This window comes from Cohaesibacter gelatinilyticus, from assembly GCF_900215605.1.
GTDB classification, from domain to species: Bacteria; Pseudomonadota; Alphaproteobacteria; order Rhizobiales; family Cohaesibacteraceae; genus Cohaesibacter; species Cohaesibacter gelatinilyticus.
Window position 1 is genome coordinate 1,989,963 of record NZ_OBEL01000001.1, and the last position, 17,423, is coordinate 2,007,385.

The 17,423-nt window shown below is 50.3% G+C and carries 18 protein-coding genes; 11 read left to right on the forward strand and 7 right to left on the reverse strand.

Features of this window, described 5'->3' with window-relative positions; all coding sequences use genetic code 11:
• Positions 1-10 precede the first annotated feature (10 nt).
• The gene (locus CRO57_RS09055; protein ID WP_097152930.1) at positions 11-1,045 is read left to right on the forward strand and encodes a FliO/MopB family protein; all 1,035 of its coding nucleotides are present in this window, start codon (positions 11-13) and stop codon (positions 1,043-1,045) included.
• A 98-nt stretch (positions 1,046-1,143) separates the two neighbouring features.
• Positions 1,144-1,842: a flagellar type III secretion system pore protein FliP gene (fliP, locus tag CRO57_RS09060; RefSeq protein WP_097153310.1), complete on the forward strand. Its 699-nt coding sequence runs from the start codon at positions 1,144-1,146 to the stop codon at positions 1,840-1,842.
• A gap of 39 nt (positions 1,843-1,881) precedes the next feature.
• On the opposite strand, the gene CRO57_RS09065 is transcribed toward fliP, so the two are convergent.
• The 5 genes from CRO57_RS09065 to CRO57_RS09085 all read right to left on the reverse strand — a co-directional run bounded on the left by CRO57_RS09065 (position 1,882) and on the right by CRO57_RS09085 (position 8,889).
• Positions 1,882-5,718 carry a tetratricopeptide repeat protein gene (locus CRO57_RS09065; protein WP_097152931.1) on the reverse strand — a complete coding sequence of 1,279 codons (3,837 nt, stop codon included), beginning with the start codon at positions 5,716-5,718 and terminating at the stop codon, positions 1,882-1,884.
• 114 nt (positions 5,719-5,832) lie between these two features.
• Entirely contained in the window at positions 5,833-6,552 is a 720-nt protein-coding gene (locus CRO57_RS09070; protein ID WP_097152932.1) for a MotE family protein, read from the reverse strand.
• The gene (locus tag CRO57_RS09075) at positions 6,549-7,187 is read right to left on the reverse strand and encodes a DUF6468 domain-containing protein (protein ID WP_097152933.1); all 639 of its coding nucleotides are present in this window, start codon (positions 7,185-7,187) and stop codon (positions 6,549-6,551) included. The genes CRO57_RS09070 and CRO57_RS09075 overlap by 4 nt, the downstream gene beginning before the upstream one ends.
• Entirely contained in the window at positions 7,188-8,366 is a 1,179-nt protein-coding gene (gene fliM, locus CRO57_RS09080; protein WP_425291276.1) for a flagellar motor switch protein FliM, read from the reverse strand. It lies immediately after the preceding gene.
• A 7-nt stretch (positions 8,367-8,373) separates the two neighbouring features.
• Complete coding sequence (locus tag CRO57_RS09085) at positions 8,374-8,889, reverse strand: flagellar basal body-associated FliL family protein (protein ID WP_097152935.1); 516 nt, start codon at positions 8,887-8,889, stop codon at positions 8,374-8,376.
• A gap of 287 nt (positions 8,890-9,176) precedes the next feature.
• On the opposite strand from CRO57_RS09085, the gene flgF reads away from it, so the two are divergent.
• From flgF to flgH, 4 genes are read left to right on the forward strand one after another with little or no spacing between them, the layout of a single operon-like run.
• Positions 9,177-9,917 carry a flagellar basal-body rod protein FlgF gene (flgF, locus tag CRO57_RS09090; RefSeq protein WP_097152936.1) on the forward strand — a complete coding sequence of 247 codons (741 nt, stop codon included), beginning with the start codon at positions 9,177-9,179 and terminating at the stop codon, positions 9,915-9,917.
• 28 nt (positions 9,918-9,945) lie between these two features.
• A complete protein-coding gene (flgG, locus tag CRO57_RS09095) occupies positions 9,946-10,731 on the forward strand; it encodes a flagellar basal-body rod protein FlgG (protein WP_097152937.1) in 786 nt (261 codons plus the stop codon).
• 13 nt (positions 10,732-10,744) lie between these two features.
• Complete coding sequence (gene flgA, locus CRO57_RS09100; protein ID WP_097152938.1) at positions 10,745-11,719, forward strand: flagellar basal body P-ring formation chaperone FlgA; 975 nt, start codon at positions 10,745-10,747, stop codon at positions 11,717-11,719.
• Positions 11,716-12,474 carry a flagellar basal body L-ring protein FlgH gene (gene flgH / locus CRO57_RS09105; RefSeq protein WP_097152939.1) on the forward strand — a complete coding sequence of 253 codons (759 nt, stop codon included), beginning with the start codon at positions 11,716-11,718 and terminating at the stop codon, positions 12,472-12,474. Before flgA ends, flgH begins: the two co-directional genes overlap by 4 nt.
• A 349-nt stretch (positions 12,475-12,823) precedes the next feature.
• Here the strand turns inward: flgH and dksA are convergent, their stop codons facing one another.
• Both dksA and CRO57_RS09115 read right to left on the reverse strand, forming a co-directional pair.
• On the reverse strand, positions 12,824-13,240 hold the full coding sequence (gene dksA / locus CRO57_RS09110; protein WP_097152940.1) for an RNA polymerase-binding protein DksA: 417 nt from the start codon (positions 13,238-13,240) through the stop codon (positions 12,824-12,826).
• 153 nt (positions 13,241-13,393) lie between these two features.
• Positions 13,394-13,816, reverse strand: a complete 423-nt coding sequence (locus CRO57_RS09115; RefSeq protein ID WP_170955999.1) for a flagellar assembly protein FliX — start codon at positions 13,814-13,816, stop codon at positions 13,394-13,396.
• Between the two features lie 310 nt (positions 13,817-14,126).
• Between CRO57_RS09115 and CRO57_RS09120 the strand changes: the two genes are divergently transcribed.
• From CRO57_RS09120 to CRO57_RS09140, 5 genes are all read left to right on the forward strand, one after another.
• Positions 14,127-15,251 (forward strand): flagellar basal body P-ring protein FlgI, encoded by a 1,125-nt coding sequence (locus CRO57_RS09120; protein WP_097153311.1) that lies wholly within the window; start codon positions 14,127-14,129, stop codon positions 15,249-15,251.
• Entirely contained in the window at positions 15,251-15,553 is a 303-nt protein-coding gene (locus CRO57_RS09125) for a rod-binding protein (RefSeq protein ID WP_097152942.1), read from the forward strand. Before CRO57_RS09120 ends, CRO57_RS09125 begins: the two co-directional genes overlap by 1 nt.
• Position 15,554: 1 nt before the next feature.
• Complete coding sequence (locus CRO57_RS24740) at positions 15,555-16,073, forward strand: hypothetical protein (protein ID WP_170956001.1); 519 nt, start codon at positions 15,555-15,557, stop codon at positions 16,071-16,073.
• Between the two features lie 13 nt (positions 16,074-16,086).
• The gene (locus CRO57_RS09135) at positions 16,087-16,641 is read left to right on the forward strand and encodes a D-glycero-alpha-D-manno-heptose-1,7-bisphosphate 7-phosphatase (protein WP_170956002.1); all 555 of its coding nucleotides are present in this window, start codon (positions 16,087-16,089) and stop codon (positions 16,639-16,641) included.
• Positions 16,642-16,713: 72 nt separating this feature from the next.
• Positions 16,714-17,421, forward strand: a complete 708-nt coding sequence (locus tag CRO57_RS09140) for a sugar phosphate nucleotidyltransferase (protein WP_170956003.1) — start codon at positions 16,714-16,716, stop codon at positions 17,419-17,421.
• Positions 17,422-17,423: the final 2 nt, after the last annotated feature.

Below are 17,423 nucleotides of genomic sequence, written 5' to 3' on the forward strand. Positions count from 1 at the left end.
CGATGGAATCATGAATGGGGATAGCGGATTGCTGGTTCAATTCTTACTGGCCCTTGGCGCGGTCTTGTTCCTGATCGTAGTCATTGCCTGGCTGCTCAAAAAGGTAAATCTTGTCTCTTCACGTGTCGGTCGACTGGGAGAGGATGCGCGGTTATCTGTCAGCGAAGCGGTGGCTGTGGATCACCGTCGCAAGCTCGTGCTGGTCAAACGCGACCATGTGGAGCATCTTATTCTGATCGGCGGGGAAAATGACCTGCTACTCGAGCACGCAATCCCGCCTCACGCACGCCCGCAACCCAAAGCCCCATCCCAAACACAGCCGCAAAAGGCAAAGCAAGCTCAACCAATCAGCAAAAGCTCTCAAGAGCAAGCAACCAAAGCTGCTGTTTCCGGTACCGATCAGGAAGTTTCAAAAAACAAACTCGGGTCCAAGGTAGAACGCTTGGCTAGCCCTGTCAGCGCTGCCATGTCTGCTCTGTCTTCAAAACCCGATAAGGCCGTCAAGGCAAAGCCGAGCAAATCTGGAGGGAGCAGCAGGTCCGAAATTCCTGGAAATGAGCTGAGCACTCCCCCTCTCTCTTCTCAGACGGCAAAAACGCCGGCACCAACGCCAGCGTCTGGTATGGAGCACAAAAATCCTCCGCAGACTACACAGTCCGATATAGTCGCCAACTGGCGCCCGGAAAGACCTCAACCCCGGCCAGCACATCCATCCACAGATACCATGCCGGTTGAGAAAATGGACATGCCTCACATACAGAAAGGCCCAATAGTCCCACCTCCAGCGCCAGTACCGGCACAGCCATCGCAGCAAGCTTCAATCCAGCCAGCCCCTGCGCCTCAAACAAAAGCGCCGCAACCGCCGCAGCACACTCAACCGTCAGAAAGCATTCAGGCACGGCCGGAACAGACTGAGAGTGAGAGAAAATCAGGCGACGAAGCAACCCAACAAAAGCCAAACGACGAGCAAGCACACGAAACCAACTATCAGGATGAAATCACCCGCCTGCTCGACGAATTGTCCAATGACAGCAATAAATCATGACTATTAGTAATTATGTTGCTGCCTATTTGGCAAACCAGCCACAGATCAAACCAGCTCTGAAACGCGCTGCCAGGGCCTTTGTTCTGACCTTTGTCATCATGTTGGGACTTTCGGCTGTTGCGGTCGCTCAGGAATTATCCATTGGCTTTGGCGATGAGATCACCGTGACCGAGCGCTCGGTTCAACTGGTGGCGCTGATCACCATTCTCTCACTCGCCCCGTCAATTCTGATCATGGTGACATCATTCACCCGTATCGTTGTGGTGCTCTCGCTTCTGCGCTCGGCCATCGGCTTGCAAACCGCACCACCCAATACTGTGATGGTCAGCCTCGCACTCTTTTTGACCGCCTTCATAATGGCGCCTACATTTGAAGAAGCTTACAATACAGGGATCGAACCTCTTGTCGCAGGAAGCATTGATGTCCCCGAGGCATTTGAGATCTCAGTCAAACCATTCCATGCTTTCATGCGTCAACATGTCAGAGAGCAAGATCTGGCTCTCTTCATGGATATGGCCAGAACCGAACCACCTGCAACACCAGAAGAAATCAGTCTTCGTGTCCTGATTCCAGCATTCATGATCAGTGAACTACGGCGCGCATTTGAAATCGGCTTTCTGATCTTCCTGCCGTTCATCATCATTGATCTTGTCGTGGCATCCATTCTGATGTCCATGGGCATGATGATGCTACCGCCAGTTGTAATTTCCCTGCCGTTCAAGCTGATCTTTTTCGTACTGGTTGACGGTTGGAACCTGATCACCGGATCACTGGTAAAAAGCTTCCTTGGAACATAACCCCAAAAACTCGGCAACAAAAAAGCCCAGGCAAAGAGCCTAGGCTTCATTGGGACCATTACCTTGTCCAGCTTGATCAGCAGGGGCTGTATCGGAGGCGGGCCGTGTCTGAGCATCATCACCCGCAGCCTCTGAGCTTTGAGCCGCATTTTCTGGCTTTTTCAAATAACGACTACGATATTCATCCAGAAAACGCTCCATGGTATCAATGCCGGCAATCTGTTGTGCAATCGCCTTGAATTGTGTGCCACCTCGCTCAATGGGCAAGCTCACAACATCAAAGGCACCCGCAACGGACGTCTTGGACATTTTCTGTGCAAATTTTTTGCGAAGACGATCAATTCCAAGTTGATCATCAGCCAATGAATAGGCAACCGCTGCCCGCAATACATTGGTCTGTTCCTGTTTGTCCAGATCGCTATTCCCTACCCAGCGATCTCCAAGCATCAGTTCGATCTGTTCGCCCGTCTCCTGCCAACGCTTGGCACGCCACAAGATATCTGCCTTCAATTGCTCAACATCCTGTCCGTCCAATGGTTTGAGAAGATCAAGAGCCAGTGTAACTTTATTGAGTTCAGCCAACGCCTTGGCTTCAACCAGACGGCGCTGACGCTCCAGTGAACGAGGCAATTGCGACTGGCGGGTTCGGCGCAATGAATCCAGCGCCAGATTGGGTTTGCTGTCCAAAAGATAGACCACGGCCAGATCAGCTGCAATCTGGGAACGGGCAGCTCCTTTGAGACGGTTTTCAACCTGATGGCTCAAAAGCTCTGCAGCACGGTCGAGCAAATCCACTTCAACCAGCTTGTCCGCCAAATGCCGTACCATTTCGTCACCCCGGCGCCCGACCGGGGTCATCTCACGAAAATCATAATAGAGTGACAAAGCCTTGATAGCTGGTAACTCATTGGCCTTGCCATCCAGGAAAAGAGATGTGAAGACCCCATTCATCTCATCCTGAAGCAAGCGAGAGACATCAGATGCAGCATCAGAACTGGCTGCAGCCTTGGAAGTCTCAAATGCATTACGATATTCTCCCTTCTCCACATAGAGATGAGCCAACGCACGCAGAGCTTCCAATTCAACATCGTCACCACGCCAGATCGTAGTCAAACCTGCAAGTTCATCAATTGCCTTCTCATTATCAATCTCATTGTTCTGATAGCTAAGCTTCACATCCTGCAGCCAAGCATCATTCGCGATAGGTAGATATTTTGTGTCAATCGCTGCTCGGAACGCATCATGCGCCTCACTTGTCTGATTACGTGCCACAGCAATCTTACCACGTAGAAGATTATAGCGAGCAATGCCTTCCTGATCGAGATAAGCTGGATTCACTTCTGCCAGTTCTGCCGTCGCCTTCGTGAATTGCTGATCCAGCACAGAAACCTCTACACTATCCAGCAACAGCATTTGCCGAACCTTATCACTATAGTCACCAGCGACGGAAAGAGCTCTCGGCAACGCCTCCTCTGCTTCACGCCAGCGGCCACTTCTCGCCGCTGCCAACGCCAGCCACACCGAAGCATCGGGATCAGACTCGAACTCGGGGTGGTTCAGACGTCGAAAAGCCTCATCAGGCCGCCCCGCAAAGACTTCCGTTGCAGCGAACAAAGTACGAAATCCCTTGCCACGTGCAAATTCCGGTGCAGATTTTTCCATGATTTGGAGATGCCCGAGTGCTTCAAAAGCGTAGCCATTTGCAACAAGCAATTTCGATAATGCAAGTTCGGTCTGTACCGCCATCAAATCATCAAACTTACTGAGCTTACGTTCCAGACCCTGTCTCTGCTTGGAAAAAATAACAGGTGTCTTTGCCTGCAATTCCTTCAGTCCAAGAAAGGTTTCCCGAATTGCACTATCGGTATCAACCAGCCCCGACAAATCCGCCTTTTTATTGGCACCTACCGATGACAGGGTCAAACCACGATTTGAGCTGATATAGACAAAGTCTTCATCACGCAAAACCTGCAAATCATCGATATGTTCGGTAAGAGCAATGCCATGAGCAGAAACAAGTGTCGAAAAATCAACAAGACGTTGAACCTTTACAAACCCGCGCGCTGGTCCGAAGCCAGTAACAACATGCAAGATCTCACCGGATCCAGGATCACGCATACGAATGATCCTGCCAGCAGATTCAAAATGTACTCGCATGGCTGCACGCCCACCACTGATTTCAGTTCGGGCCAAATGCAATGGTTTGGTCGGTTCGACAACAAGATCACCAATCGTCAGCAGCCAGCCATACCCTTCGGTAGAGAAAGTCGTCAAACGGGGATTCTTCAGCGGAATACGCAAAATGGCAGAATCTCCGGACCGCCATACCTCTACATCGTCCGCAATAGGTTGCAATTGAGCCCGAACATTGGAAACATCAAGTTCCAGAATTGTATCGAAAACAGCCCAAATCACGCCGTTCTTCTTGAAGACGGCAGCAGCAGTTGGTGCGGAAAAGGGAAAATACAGCCGAACAGATCGGCCAAATGTCTTGGTCTCAACAAGAAGACTTTGAGAGGATAGATCGGCCCCACCTCCCTTCATACGCTCTGCATTGCCATGGCTGGCATTGCCAGACTGCTGACCGATAATCTGTTGCTGCCCAGATTGGCTATCAGCGGAAGCAGCTGCATTCGGCATAGCTGGAGATGCTGGCTTGGTCACATCCAATGCCGCAGGTGGAAGCGTTGGAGCAGCAGTTTCACCGGCGGGCCGCATTCTTGCAGGCTCAACCTGCTGGTCAGGCAAAAACAGCTCCGATTTCGCTGTTTCCCCATTTGGTCCTGGCCCCAAAACAAGCCCTGAACTCGGCTCGCTTTTGGCAACAGCTTGTCCCAAACCGTTCAGGTCTTGTGGCTGGTTTGGATCCGGCATACCCTTGGCAACCAATATGCCGGTATCTCCATCCTTTGAAACGGCCCGGGTAATATAGTCTTCCGATCTGGCGGTATCAAACAGAGCCCTGTCGCCAGTCACATCAACAATATAAGTATTCCCTTCGCGAAATGCCCTGACATCGGCACCACCTGCTACAGTCAATACAAAGCGGGATTTACCACCATCTTTTTCCAATCTCATATCCCGAATAAGACGCGGTAATGATGCACGCACCTTGGATAAATCAATATCAGTTTTGTGATTGAAGAAAAGGCTGACTTCTTCTCCTTTACGCTCAAATGTGGAGTCGAACGGAATGTTCCAGCCAAACACAATTCGCGAAAATGTCGGATGATCACCAATTCGGATATCCAACTCAGGCTGAATACGCGATCCTGTATCCGCTTGCTCCAGCGAGCGGGCCAGCCGCAATGCCTCCTCCGCACGTTTGGCAAGCTCAGCAACAACATCTGCCGGTAAAGCCGGCGGAAGCCCCTGCCAATCCTTAGGCAGAAAATCGACAAACAATTGCTCACCTGCTTCCATCGTATTGATGCGAACATCTTCCTTGAAAGCAATACGGATACCTTTACCGTCCGGATCAAGACGAGCTATGGAGATGTAATCAGATAGAATACGTGGCAGTGCCGTCACACTACTGGATGAAAGGCGTTCGGAAAATCGGACAACGAAGATGGAATTGTCTTGCTTGATGGAGAATTCCGGCAGCAGGTTTCGACCAACCACCTTCAGAATGACACGACCAAAGCCGTCTTCCTTGGTGGCAATAACTTTTAATTCGCTGACTTCAGAGACCTGTTCTACAGGGAGTGTGGAAGAAGCATTCTGCGCATGAGAATGGAAAGCCCCCATCCCGAGAACAATGGTAATCCCCGCGCCAACCATTTTCAGGTTACGCCCCCATCGCTTCAGAGCGGGTTTTGACCGCTTGATATCCAATATATGTATCAGCTGCAAGCTCTTCAATTTATGGGGCATTCCATCCCTCTCCAGCCCGAAAACAATTGACAATTTGCCAATTTCAAGCCTGTCACTCCATCTTCATTTCATCCAGTCTAAAGTGAAAAGCTTTCGAGCTGTTTACCGCCAATACTAATTTCCAATTTTTGGCAGACTATCCAACTGCGTATTCTTAACCTGTTCTTCCAGGCTCTTGCCTCTTGCGATAGCCAGGCTAAGTGATCCCGCAGAAGCCGCATTCATCTGTCCAAGGATTGCAGCAACTTTGCGCGGTTTCATGATCTTGACGATATCAAGCAAAACATCTTGATCCAAAACCTCGAAAATCTTGGCGGCCTGTTTGGCCTTCATGCTTTGATACATGGCCACCAGCTTTCCAAGATCCTCCTGTTGCTGCTGATCACGTTTGCGGGTTGCAAGGCGGATCGAGTTTTCGAGTTTTTTCAACTCCTCCACGCGCTCCTCCAGTCGTTTTTCCGCAGCTTTCAGCAGAGCGTCTCGCATTTCAAGCTCTTGTTCACGCTTACCCAATTCATCGCGGCGTTTTGCAAGGCGTTCAAGAATTGCGAGCTCAGACCGGGAGCTTCCACCGGGATCCACTCTCATACCTTCAACAAGGGCAGGTGGTTCCTGGTTCTCCGATTTGGCATCCGCAGTCTCGGCGGGAGTTTTCTCAGCCCCCGCATCCGAACCAGCCTCAGCTTTGGCCTCAGCATCAGGCGCCTCTTGCGCCACAGCAGGACTACTGGAAGAGAGAACTTCGCCATAATTGGCAATGATGTGCGTCGCTTTGATGAAAAACAGTCCCCCAACCGCAACTAACAAAACGGGTAAAAGACGAATATGACTCATGCCGCTACTCCCCTTCGCTGACGAATGGCCATGAGTCGCTCAGATGTCGCCGCAGCAACATCTTTCAAACGACGTGGAGCCACTCCATTGTCAACCATTGGTGCCTCTGCCGGGATATCAAGATCGCCATATCCTGCAATATTCCGTCCATGCGTATGGTGAGCATAGTCACGTTCGGATCCGTAATATTCGGCAGCACTTGGATTTGTCATAGGTCGCATACCGCGAGGTTCAGGAGGCAGCATGCCGGCCTGAGGCATGGATTGAGCAACTGGCATCTGCGCAGGTGCAGGCGCTGGTGCGGGAGCTGGGTTTCGAACGGCTTCGGAAATCTGAACAAGGCGACCAACAACGCCATCTCCCTGACTAACATAATATTGCAGTTCGGAAGAAAGGCGCTCAGCTTCCATCAAACGATGTGCCAAGGTTTTGTCGGCTTCGCCAGCGGTAGCCTTCAACCCCAAAATCGCACGCTCGGCAATTTCGGTCGCGGTAATCAATTCAGCAATGGTTGCCCGTAGGGCTTCCTCATCATTGCGCAAGCGCTTTAGGCGGCGGTTCAGGGTAACACAATAACCTATGGTCAAAACCAGCAGGAATGCTACCAACAATTCGATCATCAATCCTACAGACATTTACTCACCCTTCCCGGATCCGCCTTCTACAGCCTTTTCAAAAGCAGCTAGCGTCATTTTTGGTTTTGTCAGCTTGCTTGTGACCTGAACCGAAATATTGCCCTCATGTTGTCCCATAAGGCCCTCGGTCAGCAACACATCCCCACAGCGAACTCTCACCGGATCTTCTGGCCCGGTATCAAGCAACAAAGTCTGGCCCACATCCAGCTTCATCACGTCATTGAGCGACATTTCCCGATCAAACAAAAGAGCATCCAGTTCAACATCAGAGGAGAAGACCTCAGTTGCCAAATGGCCTTCCCAGATAGGATCCCGCCCAAATTTCTCACCCATGAACATTTGCAAAAGCAGATCACGAATGGGTTCGATGGTGGCATAGGGCAGCATGATCTCGATCTTGCCACCACGGTCTTCCATATCAATGCGCAGTTCCACAAGTATGGCCGCGTTGGCCGGACGGGAGATCGCTGCAAATCGTGGATTTGTTTCAAGTCGTTCCAGAGAAAAATTCACCGGAGAAAGCGGCGCAAATGCAGCCTCGGCATCTTCCAGTACGATTTCAATCATCTGCCGAACCAGGTTCAGCTCGATAGTGGTATAAGGCCGCCCTTCGACACGAATGGCTGATGTACCACGCCCTCCGCCCAACAGAACATCAATGATAGAATAGATCAGGCTGGAATCAACGGTAATCAGACCTAGATTGTCCCATTCCTCAGCTTTGAAGACAGTCAATATGGCTGGAAGAGGGATGGAATTGAGATAATCCCCGAAACGAACAGACGTAATGGAGTCCAATGAGACTTCAACATTGTCTGATGTGAAATTGCGCAGGGAAGTCGTGGTCATCCGCACCAGGCGATCAAACACAATCTCCAACATTGGCAGACGTTCATAGGATACGATGGCGGAATCGATCAACGCCCGAACACCAGAGCGATCAGACGCAAAGCCATCATCCAGACTGAAGCCTAGAAGATTATCAATTTCTTCCTGATTGAGAACTCGATCAGCACCGCGAGAGGCTTCACCTTCACCCTCGGCAGGCTCATCAATCATGGCCGCCCATTGCGCAGCCATCTCATCAGCGTTACCGGCACCTTGCTCTTCAAGAGCAGCGCCCCAGTCCGCCATCAGATCTACGCCTTCTTCTTCGTCAGCCATCTCACACCCAACCAGTTCAAATTTACTGGATCAGAATTTCTTTGAACAAGATATCATTCACTTTGACCGGATATACCGCATCATTGATCCGTTTCTGCAGTTCCCGCTTCAAGCGAAACAAACCGGCAGATCCTTCCAGATCCGAAGTGCGCAATTCGCGCAGGTAAACCTGAAATGCATCCAGAACGCGCGGCAAGAACGGCTCAATCTTTGCAGCCTGCTCTTCACTCACCAATTCCAAGGTCGCCTTGATACGTAAATACTGAGCCCTTTTGTTCTTGGAACTCAGATTGACCGTCATCTCCGGCAAATCAAGAAAATAAGCTTTTGCTTCGGGCTCTGCATCCGGGTCATTCTCAGGCTCCACCACCTCCGTAGCGGGCTCGTTGAAAAACATAAAATATGCACCAGCTCCGCCGCCAATCAGCAAGACCAAAACAGCAGCAATAATGATGATCAGCTTTTTCTTGCCACCACCTTGCTGTTCCTCTTCACCTTCGGCCTCTTCGCCTTCTACATTTTCGCCGTCTTCAGCCATCAAACTTCCGCATTTTTACGAATCGTAAAACTTGGTTAATCACTCTTAATAAATACCGCGCAAATGGTTAACAAAACCTTTCCAAACCTTAACCACACAAACTAGGCAAACTTTTCCCACGTGGTATTTTCAGCCTGCCATTTTTGCCTCATACCCATATCCACATCTCAAGCGATCATTGAAATATATAGATAATTCGGACTGGCACGCTTTATGCTTAATAAATCCTCAAGACGCCTGCTGGGGAGCACCGGCGTCATGACACGGGAGCAAAGTGGTTAACGCTCATGGAGAATTCGCAACTTATAGGTCTGTCCAGACAGATGGTCTTGCGCCGCAAGATGGATGTGATCGCCAACAATCTGGCAAACATCAATACAGCTGGCTACAAGTCCGACAATCTCTTGTTCGAAGAATATGTCATGCCCACTGCACGCATGAATGAATTCCGCTCACTGGACAAGAAACTATCATACGTGATCGATGATACGATCACCCATAGATTCACGCCAGGCAATATTCGTGAAACCGGCAATCCGGTGAATATGGCCCTCAACGATGACGATTCCTGGTTTGTCATCCAGTCTCCGAATGGAGAGCGATACACACGCAATGGTGAATTCGACATCAATGCTGAAGGGCAACTGGTAACCACTGATGGGTATCCGGTTCTCGGGCAGGATGGCCCCATCACCTTTACCAATGAAGACAGCAATATCAATATTTCCCGCGATGGCATCATCAATACTGAACGCGGAGACATTGCCCAGATAAGAGTTGTAACCTTCGAAGATCAAAAAGGCATGATCAAAGAAGGGTTTTCTCTCTTCAAGCACAACAACCCGCAACCCGTTGAAACACCCAATATCATGTCGGGCATGGTGGAAAGCTCCAATGTCAAAGGCGTCGTCGAAATTTCTCGGATGATCGAAGTCACACGGGCCTATGCTTCCCTCGCAAAAGCACAGAAAAGTACAAATGATCTGCGCCAAAGCGCAATTGAAAAACTCGGCAAACTCAGCGCCTAAGCTGAAGCAATAAGAAAGGTTCGGAACAATGAGAGCTCTTTACATCGCTTCAACCGGCATGTTGGCGCAGGAACGCAATGTCGAAGTGATTTCCAACAATGTCGCAAACATGCGCACAACTGGCTTCAAACGCCAGCGTGCAGAATTTCAGGATCTGCTATATCAGGATTTACGTCGATCCGGCTCCACAACCTCTACTGCAGGCACCGCTGCTCCCGTCGGCATCCAGATCGGCTCCGGCGTTCGTCTGGCTGCAACAGCACGCGTCATGAGCCAGGGCTCAGTAGAAAATACCGGCAAGGAGCTTGATATCGCCATACGTGGAGAAGGTTTCTTCCAGATCCAGACCCCCGACGGTCGCACCGCCTATACTCGCGACGGCTCTTTTGAAATCAATGCTCAGGGCCAATTGGTAACCGTAGAAGGCTATCAGGTCGTTCCCGGGATTACATTCCCACAAAATGCCAAGAACATCTCCATCAATCAGGAGGGAGAAATTCAGGTTCAGGTAGGCAATGCTACCGGACAAACCATACTGGGACAGTTAACTCTCGCCCGTTTTGTCAACAAGGCAGGCCTGGAAGCAAATGGCGATAATCTGTTTCTGGAAACGGCTGCCAGTGGCCCTGCTCAGGTATCCACCCCCGGCAGCCCTGGCTACGGAACCATGCTGCAGAACCACTTGGAAATGGCCAACGTAAACTCCGTTGCCGAAATCTCGGACCTGATCGCAGCTCAACGCGCCTACGAGATGAACAGCCGCATCATCAAAGCAGCGGACGAAATGCTCTCCGCAACATCCAATCTGAGATAGAGGCTTGAGTGATATGAAACTGATCAAATTCCTCTCAATCTCGGTTTTGGCAATTGGCTTGTCCACCTCTTCGGGCTGGACCGCAGCCAAGCTTCGGGCCAATATCGAAGTAACTGGTAGCCTCGTAACACTCAACGACTTGTTTGAGGACGCTGGAAAATCAGGCAATCGCGCGGTCTTTCGCGCCCCTTCCATTGGCCAAACAGGTACCATCCGTGCGGAACGGGTAATTCTTGCCGCCCGCCAAGCCGGTCTTGGCGCGATCGACCAGAACAACGTCTCCGTTGTCCGCGTCCACCACACCTCGCAGCGCGTGACAGAACAGCAAGTCACCAAGGACCTCCTGGCACGTCTGCGCAACCAGGGATATGTCTCCTCATCCGGAGATGTTGAAGTCATTTTGAATCAATCCATTCCGGATCAACATGCAGCCATAGATGCCCTGCCTGCATATGAGATTCGCAACTTACGCTTTGATCGTACCAGTGGCCGTTTCTCAGGTCGGATATTGGTTGGCGGGAGACAGGATTTACGACCAATCCGCTTCACAGGGCAGGCTACCGAGACAATTATGGTTCCCATGACGACCCGCGCCCTTGCTCGAGGCGAGATCATTGCAGCCGAAGATATTTCCCTGACCCCAATGCCAAAACGTCGGGCACGCAATGCAGATATGGCACAACTGGATCAACTGATCGGCAAAGCAGCTCGACAGAATATACGCCAGGGATCCATAGCCACCCGAGCCATGTTCAAAATTCCCGAAATAGTCAATCGCTCAGATATCGTTACCATCCTGTTCAAGGCGGGCAAACTGACTCTGACCATGCACGGCACAGCGCTCAGCCCAGGCGCAAAAGGTGACGTGATTTCAGTACAAAACGATCAAACCAACCGCATCATCCGAGCTCGCATCAAGGAACCAGGTTTGGTTCAGGTCGACAGCCCACAAACTACATTGGCCTCGTTGAAGGAGCCACAATCATGAATTCGATTACTCGCACACTCCTTCTCTGCATGACCGCCGCAACCTTAAGCGCCTGCGGCGCTGGTGATCGTTTGAAGAATATAGGCAAGGCTCCATCCCTTTCTGCAATCGAAAATCCAACGGCGCAGAAAGGCTATCGCCCTGTTCAAATGCCAATGCCGGCCCAGACAACCAAGGCAAGCTATAGCCCCAACTCCTTGTGGCAAAACGGATCCCGTGCCTTTTTCAAAGATCAACGTGCCAATCAGATCGGTGATCTGCTTACTGTCGAGGTAAAAATCACTGACAAGGCGAAAATTGGCAACACCACAAAACGCAGCAGAAACAACAAGGATAACCTTGGCTTGGGTGGAAGCTTGGGGGCACATGCCTGGAGCAATTTCATCCCTCGTGAAATCACTGGTAACGGCGATCCGACCAATATTGCCGCAGCTACCTCCGCCTCTGCCTCCGAAGGTAGCGGTGAGGTGGATCGCTCCGAAGACATCACGACAACCGTAGCAGCAGTCGTTCTGCAAGTTTTGCCAAATGGCAATTTGGTCATCGAAGGGCGTCAGGAAATCCGTGTCAATTTCGAAGTGCGTGAACTTCTTGTTGCAGGCATCGTAAGACCCGCGGATATCTCCGCCAATAACACGATCACATCGGACAAGATCGCAGAAGCACGTATTGCCTATGGTGGCCGCGGCCAGATCACCGATGTGCAACAACCGCGCTATGGCCAGCAGGTCCTTGACGTCTTGCTACCATTCTAAGGCAAAGCGAAACGAAGCCTGAAGCAGGCGGGTTCAACGTTACGACCCGCCTCCCCAAAAGAACAAACTCCAAGAGGCTCAAACCGTAGACGTCTCCATCTCCTGATTTAAGCATGGATAACCACCCATCGCTTAACACTCGGCGAACGCTCCCCTTTTGTTCGTCGAGCCGGGCCATGCTCCCAAATTTGGCCCACACTGCCAATCTGCTCCCCGTTGATTGGACCACAAAGAAAGGGCGCAAATCCTGCTCCCGGATTTGCGCCCTTTCTTTATTTCTTCGCGCGGTCAAAAGTGGGCCGACCCAAACTTAATCGCCGTTCCAGACACCCGGTCCGGACGACAGCGATCAGTCGTCTCGATACACTTTTTCCCGCCGCTCATGCCGCTCCTGCGCCTCGATAGACAAGGTCGCAGTTGGACGAGCGTCCAAACGTTTGAGAGAAATTGGCTCACCGGTATCTTCACAATATCCGTAAGAGCCATCCTCAATCCGTTTCAAAGCAGCATCAATCTTGGAAATAAGCTTGCGTTGGCGATCTCGCGCACGCAACTCAATCGCCCGATCCGTTTCAGAGGATGCGCGATCCACCAAATCCGGATGGTTGGTATTTTCGTTCTGAAGGTGTTGCAATGTCTCACGGCTTTCCCGCAAAATATCGTCACGCCAGCGATGAAGCTTGCGCTTAAAATACTCTACCTGCCGTTCGTTCATGAAGGGCTCACCTTCCGAGGGACGATAGTTATCATCGATCTCGACAGACATGGGTTACCCCTATTTCTTTTAAAGACGCAGACTATATAGAGCCTGATCGCTTCACAAACAATACAATCTATAAAAAATGCCTGTATGAGACTAGAAATTCAGTAAATTATACGAAATATTGCGTAACCAAGCGGAAAAAGCGCTGCAATTTCCTTATTGTTGATGAGCCAGTTTGGCAAGCTCCACTTGCGCCCGCAACTCAATTTCGGCCAGCACAGCGTCGATTCGTTCATCACCGGAGCTTTCAATCTGAGCGGAAAGCCCTTCCAATTGATGCAATACATGCGCTGGCAAAGTTCCACCCAGCAAGCCAAGTCGCAGATCATCCAGCAAGTCAAGCATCTTGTTGCCACGCCGGACTGCTTTACGACGACGTCCGGTCAAAGCGTCATCGACCGACTGCAATGCCAGTAAGGCACTCACATCCTGAACAGAACTCGTCTGACTGGTTGGTGCAGTCGACCCTGCGCCTGAACTCTCAGTCGGAACCCTGAAAGAACTGCCACTGGCGGAGCTGCGCTTGGCTCCCCTGTTACCAGAAACACCATTTGGTCCAGTTGGCCCATTAATACGCATCTTGCACCCTTTCCCATCAAAAGCAGTCGCAGATCTCATTCTTCCGACATCAGGCACGGCTCTTGGCTTCCTTAAGGAAAAGATTAACTTATTCGGTTAACAGGGCGTTAATATACCCGGCAAAATCTACCTGCCGAGTAAAAAAACGTCTTGAGAAAAGTTCGTCTAAAATCAGTAAAAAGAATATTAATCAATAAGATAATGAAAATTCATACAACGAGTACTCATTGGCACAGGAATTGCAATTTGATATCCGAGTAGTGCAACGATGCACTGATAGTACCCTTGGTATTTACAAAGGTTAATGGACATGTTCCAAAAGTTCCTATCCTTGTTTGCAGCAACGATCATCGCAACCAGCCAGATCGTTCTGACGGCAGCACCATCCATTGCCGCCTCTCGCATCAAGGATATCGCCAACTTCGAGGGCATTCGTGACAACCAATTGATTGGCTACGGTCTCGTGGTGGGTTTGAACGGCACTGGTGACAGTCTCAACAGCGCCCCTTTCACCAAGCAAAGCTTGCAAGCCATGTTGGAACGCATGGGTGTGAATACCACTGGCGCCAATCTGAATACAAAAAATGTCGCTGCAGTGATGGTGACTTCCAATTTACCGGCTTTTACTGTTCAGGGTTCACGCATTGACGTCAATATCAGTGCTCTTGGCGACGCCAAAAGCCTACAAGGCGGCACCTTGCTTGTAACGCCATTGATGGGCGCAGACGGAGAAGCTTACGCAATTGCCCAAGGCCCTATTGCTATTGGAGGCTTTGCCGCAGAAGGCGAGGCCGCCAAGATCGTCCAGGGCGTACCGACTTCTGGCCGGATTGCCAACGGAGCTCTTGTGGAACGTGAATTGCCGTTCAAGCTGGCGTCCATGTCCAGCCTACGCCTCTCCTTACGTAATCCTGATCTGACAACAGCACGTCGCATGGCACAAAGCATCAACGATCTGATTGGAGAACCTGTAGCCGAACCTTTGAATCCGACGGGCGTCCGGTTGACACTCCCTCGCAATTTCAATGGTAACATAGTTGATCTCCTGACTGACATCGAACAATTGACCGTCGAACCGGACCTCCCAGCCAAAATCATTATTGATGAGACAACCGGAATCATTGTTATGGGACAAGAGGTTCGAGTCAGCACCGTCGCCATTGCACAGGGCAACCTGACAATCACTGTCGCTGAAACCCCACAGGTTTCTCAACCGAACCCTTTGGCGAACGGCCAGACGACAACAGTACCGCGCACCAACGTTGACGTTTCTACCGGCGAAGACCAGAAATTGGCATTACTGGAAGGCAGCGTACCCCTACGCGAACTGGTGGGCGGTCTCAACGCATTGGGTGTTGGGCCACGTGATATGATTTCCATTCTCCAGGCCATCAAAGCCGCAGGCGCGCTGCAAGCAGAAATCGAGGTGATGTAATGACCACTCTAGCAGCCTCCCCTTTTTCTCTAGGCCTCGGCCAACAATCACAAGCGCTCACTCCCAAAGAAAAGGCCCGCCAGGTCGCAGAACAATTCGAAGGCATTTTCATCAATCAGATGCTGTCTGGTATGTTTGAAGGAATTGGTGATGAAGATGCATTTAACGGAGGCTTTGCCGAAGAAACCTATCGAGGCCTGATGACAGAAACCTATGCCGATACCATCGCCAAATCCGGCGGTATAGGCCTTGCCGACAACATCATGCGCGAACTGATTGGCTTGCAAGAAATCGAGAAATAAGATGACCAATAATCCTTCCAACACTGCTGACCAGATCATCAATCCTGTCACTCAGGCCGCCAGCCTCGCCAAGGCTCCCATTGCTGAAAAAGAAGATGTGCGCCGCATCGTTACTGCCCTTGAACGCATCATTGATGCTTTGGATGACATTTTGGCGGAAGAATGCGCTTTGTTGCGCGAGGGAAAGTTGCAAGAAGCCACCGAGTTGGTGGAAACCAAGAACCAACTTGCCATTCAGTATATGCTACTGCAAAAAACCATAGTGAATAATGCTGGATTGGTCCGCGATCTTTCTCCACAAGACGCCGAAGAGCTGCAACGTCGCCATTTTCTGTTCCAAAATACCCTGCGCACCAACCTTGCAGTTGTTGCAACAGCACGAGAAGTCGCATCCGAGCTGGTACAAAATGTTAACAAAGACGTTCAACAGGCCGGTACCACAAACACTTATGGACAAAATGGACAGGTACCTAGCGCTCCAGTACAAAAACACGGCATCGCCGTCGACAAAGCCTTCTAAAACCAATAAAATCATGTCCAAGCAACAATATCTGATTTTTCTGGATCGCGATGGCACCTTGATCCATCACATACCCTATCTTTGTGATCCAGAACATGTCCAACTGCTTCCCGGCGTAAAACATGGCTTGAAACAACTTAAGGCTGCAGGACACTTGTTGTTCCTTCACACCAATCAATCAGGTGTCGGCAGAGGGTATTTCCCACTACAAAAAGCCGTCGAGTGCAACAACAAGATGCTCAAGTTGCTTGATGATGAAATACCACTTTTTGAAGAAATATGTATTGCCCCTGAGCATCCCGACAAGCCGCAAATCTATCGAAAGCCATCTCCTAAATTCGCTCTGGAAATGTGTAAGAAATATTCCGTATTGCCAGATCGGGTCATCTATGTCGGGGACACACCATCAGATCTGTTAGCCGCAAAAAATGCCGGTGGAACTGCTGTTGGTGTCAATACTGGCGATGGGCCATTGCGGGACAAACTGAGGCAACAAGGTCTGGACAAAATCTTCACCGTCTTTGACAGCTTTGAAGAAGCGGTTCATTATCTGCTTTCAAACACGTAGCAGACCATATCAAGACAAAGCACCTTCTCCCTGCCGCGTAATCCGATGAACTCTGGCAGACATCAGACTCCCATGAAAAGCATTCCTCTTTTGGTACTAGCTGGAGGCTTCGGCACCCGCTTGCAATCTGTTGTCAATGACGTCCCCAAGCCTTTAGCACCAGTTCATGGGAAGCCTTTTCTGGATTTTTTATTGGAAAATTGGCTCGAAGCTGGAATAGTGCATTTCGCCTTTCTTCTGCACCACAAAGCAAAATCGGTAAAAGTCCATCTGAACCAGACTTTCGCCCAACCTCAGTTCAAACATTGCCAGTATCAAACAATAGTCGAGCCTGTGCCTTTGGGTACTGGTGGGGCAATTGCTCATGCATTGAGAGAAATGCAATATGAGGGAGATTTCATAGCTGTAAATGCAGATACCTGGCTCCCTGATGGCATGCAGAAAATGATAGAAGCTCAAGCCCCATCAATGGCCACAACCCATGTTGCCAATTGCAATCGATATGGCAAAGTCATCAGCCAAAACAGTGTCATCACCGCTTTTGAAGAAAAAAAATCGCAAGCTGAGTCGGGATGGATCAATGCCGGCCTCTATCGTCTCAACAGCCAACTATTGGAAAATTGGACTGAGGGAGCAATGTCGCTCGAGGCAACTATTTTACCAAATCTGGTGAAATCGGGCAAAATGCAGGCTGTTCAATGCGATTGTGACTTCATCGACATTGGCGTTCCCGAGGATTATGAGTATTTTCAGGAAATGATCGCAGCTCAAGGACAGTGACA

What these genes read in the sequence shown, in the direction of transcription:
- flgH (WP_097152939.1), top strand. Translation starts at nt 11,716, where the DNA reads ATGAATTCGATTACTCGCACACTCCTTCTCTGCATGACCGCCGCAACC.
- flgG (WP_097152937.1), top strand. Translation starts at nt 9,946, where the DNA reads ATGAGAGCTCTTTACATCGCTTCAACCGGCATGTTGGCGCAGGAACGC.
- CRO57_RS09135 (WP_170956002.1), top strand. Translation starts at nt 16,087, where the DNA reads ATGTCCAAGCAACAATATCTGATTTTTCTGGATCGCGATGGCACCTTG.
- CRO57_RS24740 (WP_170956001.1), top strand. Translation starts at nt 15,555, where the DNA reads ATGACCAATAATCCTTCCAACACTGCTGACCAGATCATCAATCCTGTC.
- flgA (WP_097152938.1), top strand. Translation starts at nt 10,745, where the DNA reads ATGAAACTGATCAAATTCCTCTCAATCTCGGTTTTGGCAATTGGCTTG.
- CRO57_RS09140 (WP_170956003.1), top strand. Translation starts at nt 16,714, where the DNA reads ATGAAAAGCATTCCTCTTTTGGTACTAGCTGGAGGCTTCGGCACCCGC.
- flgF (WP_097152936.1), top strand. Translation starts at nt 9,177, where the DNA reads ATGGAGAATTCGCAACTTATAGGTCTGTCCAGACAGATGGTCTTGCGC.
- CRO57_RS09125 (WP_097152942.1), top strand. Translation starts at nt 15,251, where the DNA reads ATGACCACTCTAGCAGCCTCCCCTTTTTCTCTAGGCCTCGGCCAACAA.
- dksA (WP_097152940.1), bottom strand. Translation starts at nt 13,240, where the DNA reads ATGTCTGTCGAGATCGATGATAACTATCGTCCCTCGGAAGGTGAGCCC.
- CRO57_RS09070 (WP_097152932.1), bottom strand. Translation starts at nt 6,552, where the DNA reads ATGAGTCATATTCGTCTTTTACCCGTTTTGTTAGTTGCGGTTGGGGGA.
- CRO57_RS09055 (WP_097152930.1), top strand. Translation starts at nt 11, where the DNA reads ATGAATGGGGATAGCGGATTGCTGGTTCAATTCTTACTGGCCCTTGGC.
- CRO57_RS09085 (WP_097152935.1), bottom strand. Translation starts at nt 8,889, where the DNA reads ATGGCTGAAGACGGCGAAAATGTAGAAGGCGAAGAGGCCGAAGGTGAA.
- CRO57_RS09120 (WP_097153311.1), top strand. Translation starts at nt 14,127, where the DNA reads ATGTTCCAAAAGTTCCTATCCTTGTTTGCAGCAACGATCATCGCAACC.
- CRO57_RS09065 (WP_097152931.1), bottom strand. Translation starts at nt 5,718, where the DNA reads ATGCCCCATAAATTGAAGAGCTTGCAGCTGATACATATATTGGATATC.
- CRO57_RS09075 (WP_097152933.1), bottom strand. Translation starts at nt 7,187, where the DNA reads ATGTCTGTAGGATTGATGATCGAATTGTTGGTAGCATTCCTGCTGGTT.
- fliP (WP_097153310.1), top strand. Translation starts at nt 1,144, where the DNA reads ATGTTGGGACTTTCGGCTGTTGCGGTCGCTCAGGAATTATCCATTGGC.
- CRO57_RS09115 (WP_170955999.1), bottom strand. Translation starts at nt 13,816, where the DNA reads ATGCGTATTAATGGGCCAACTGGACCAAATGGTGTTTCTGGTAACAGG.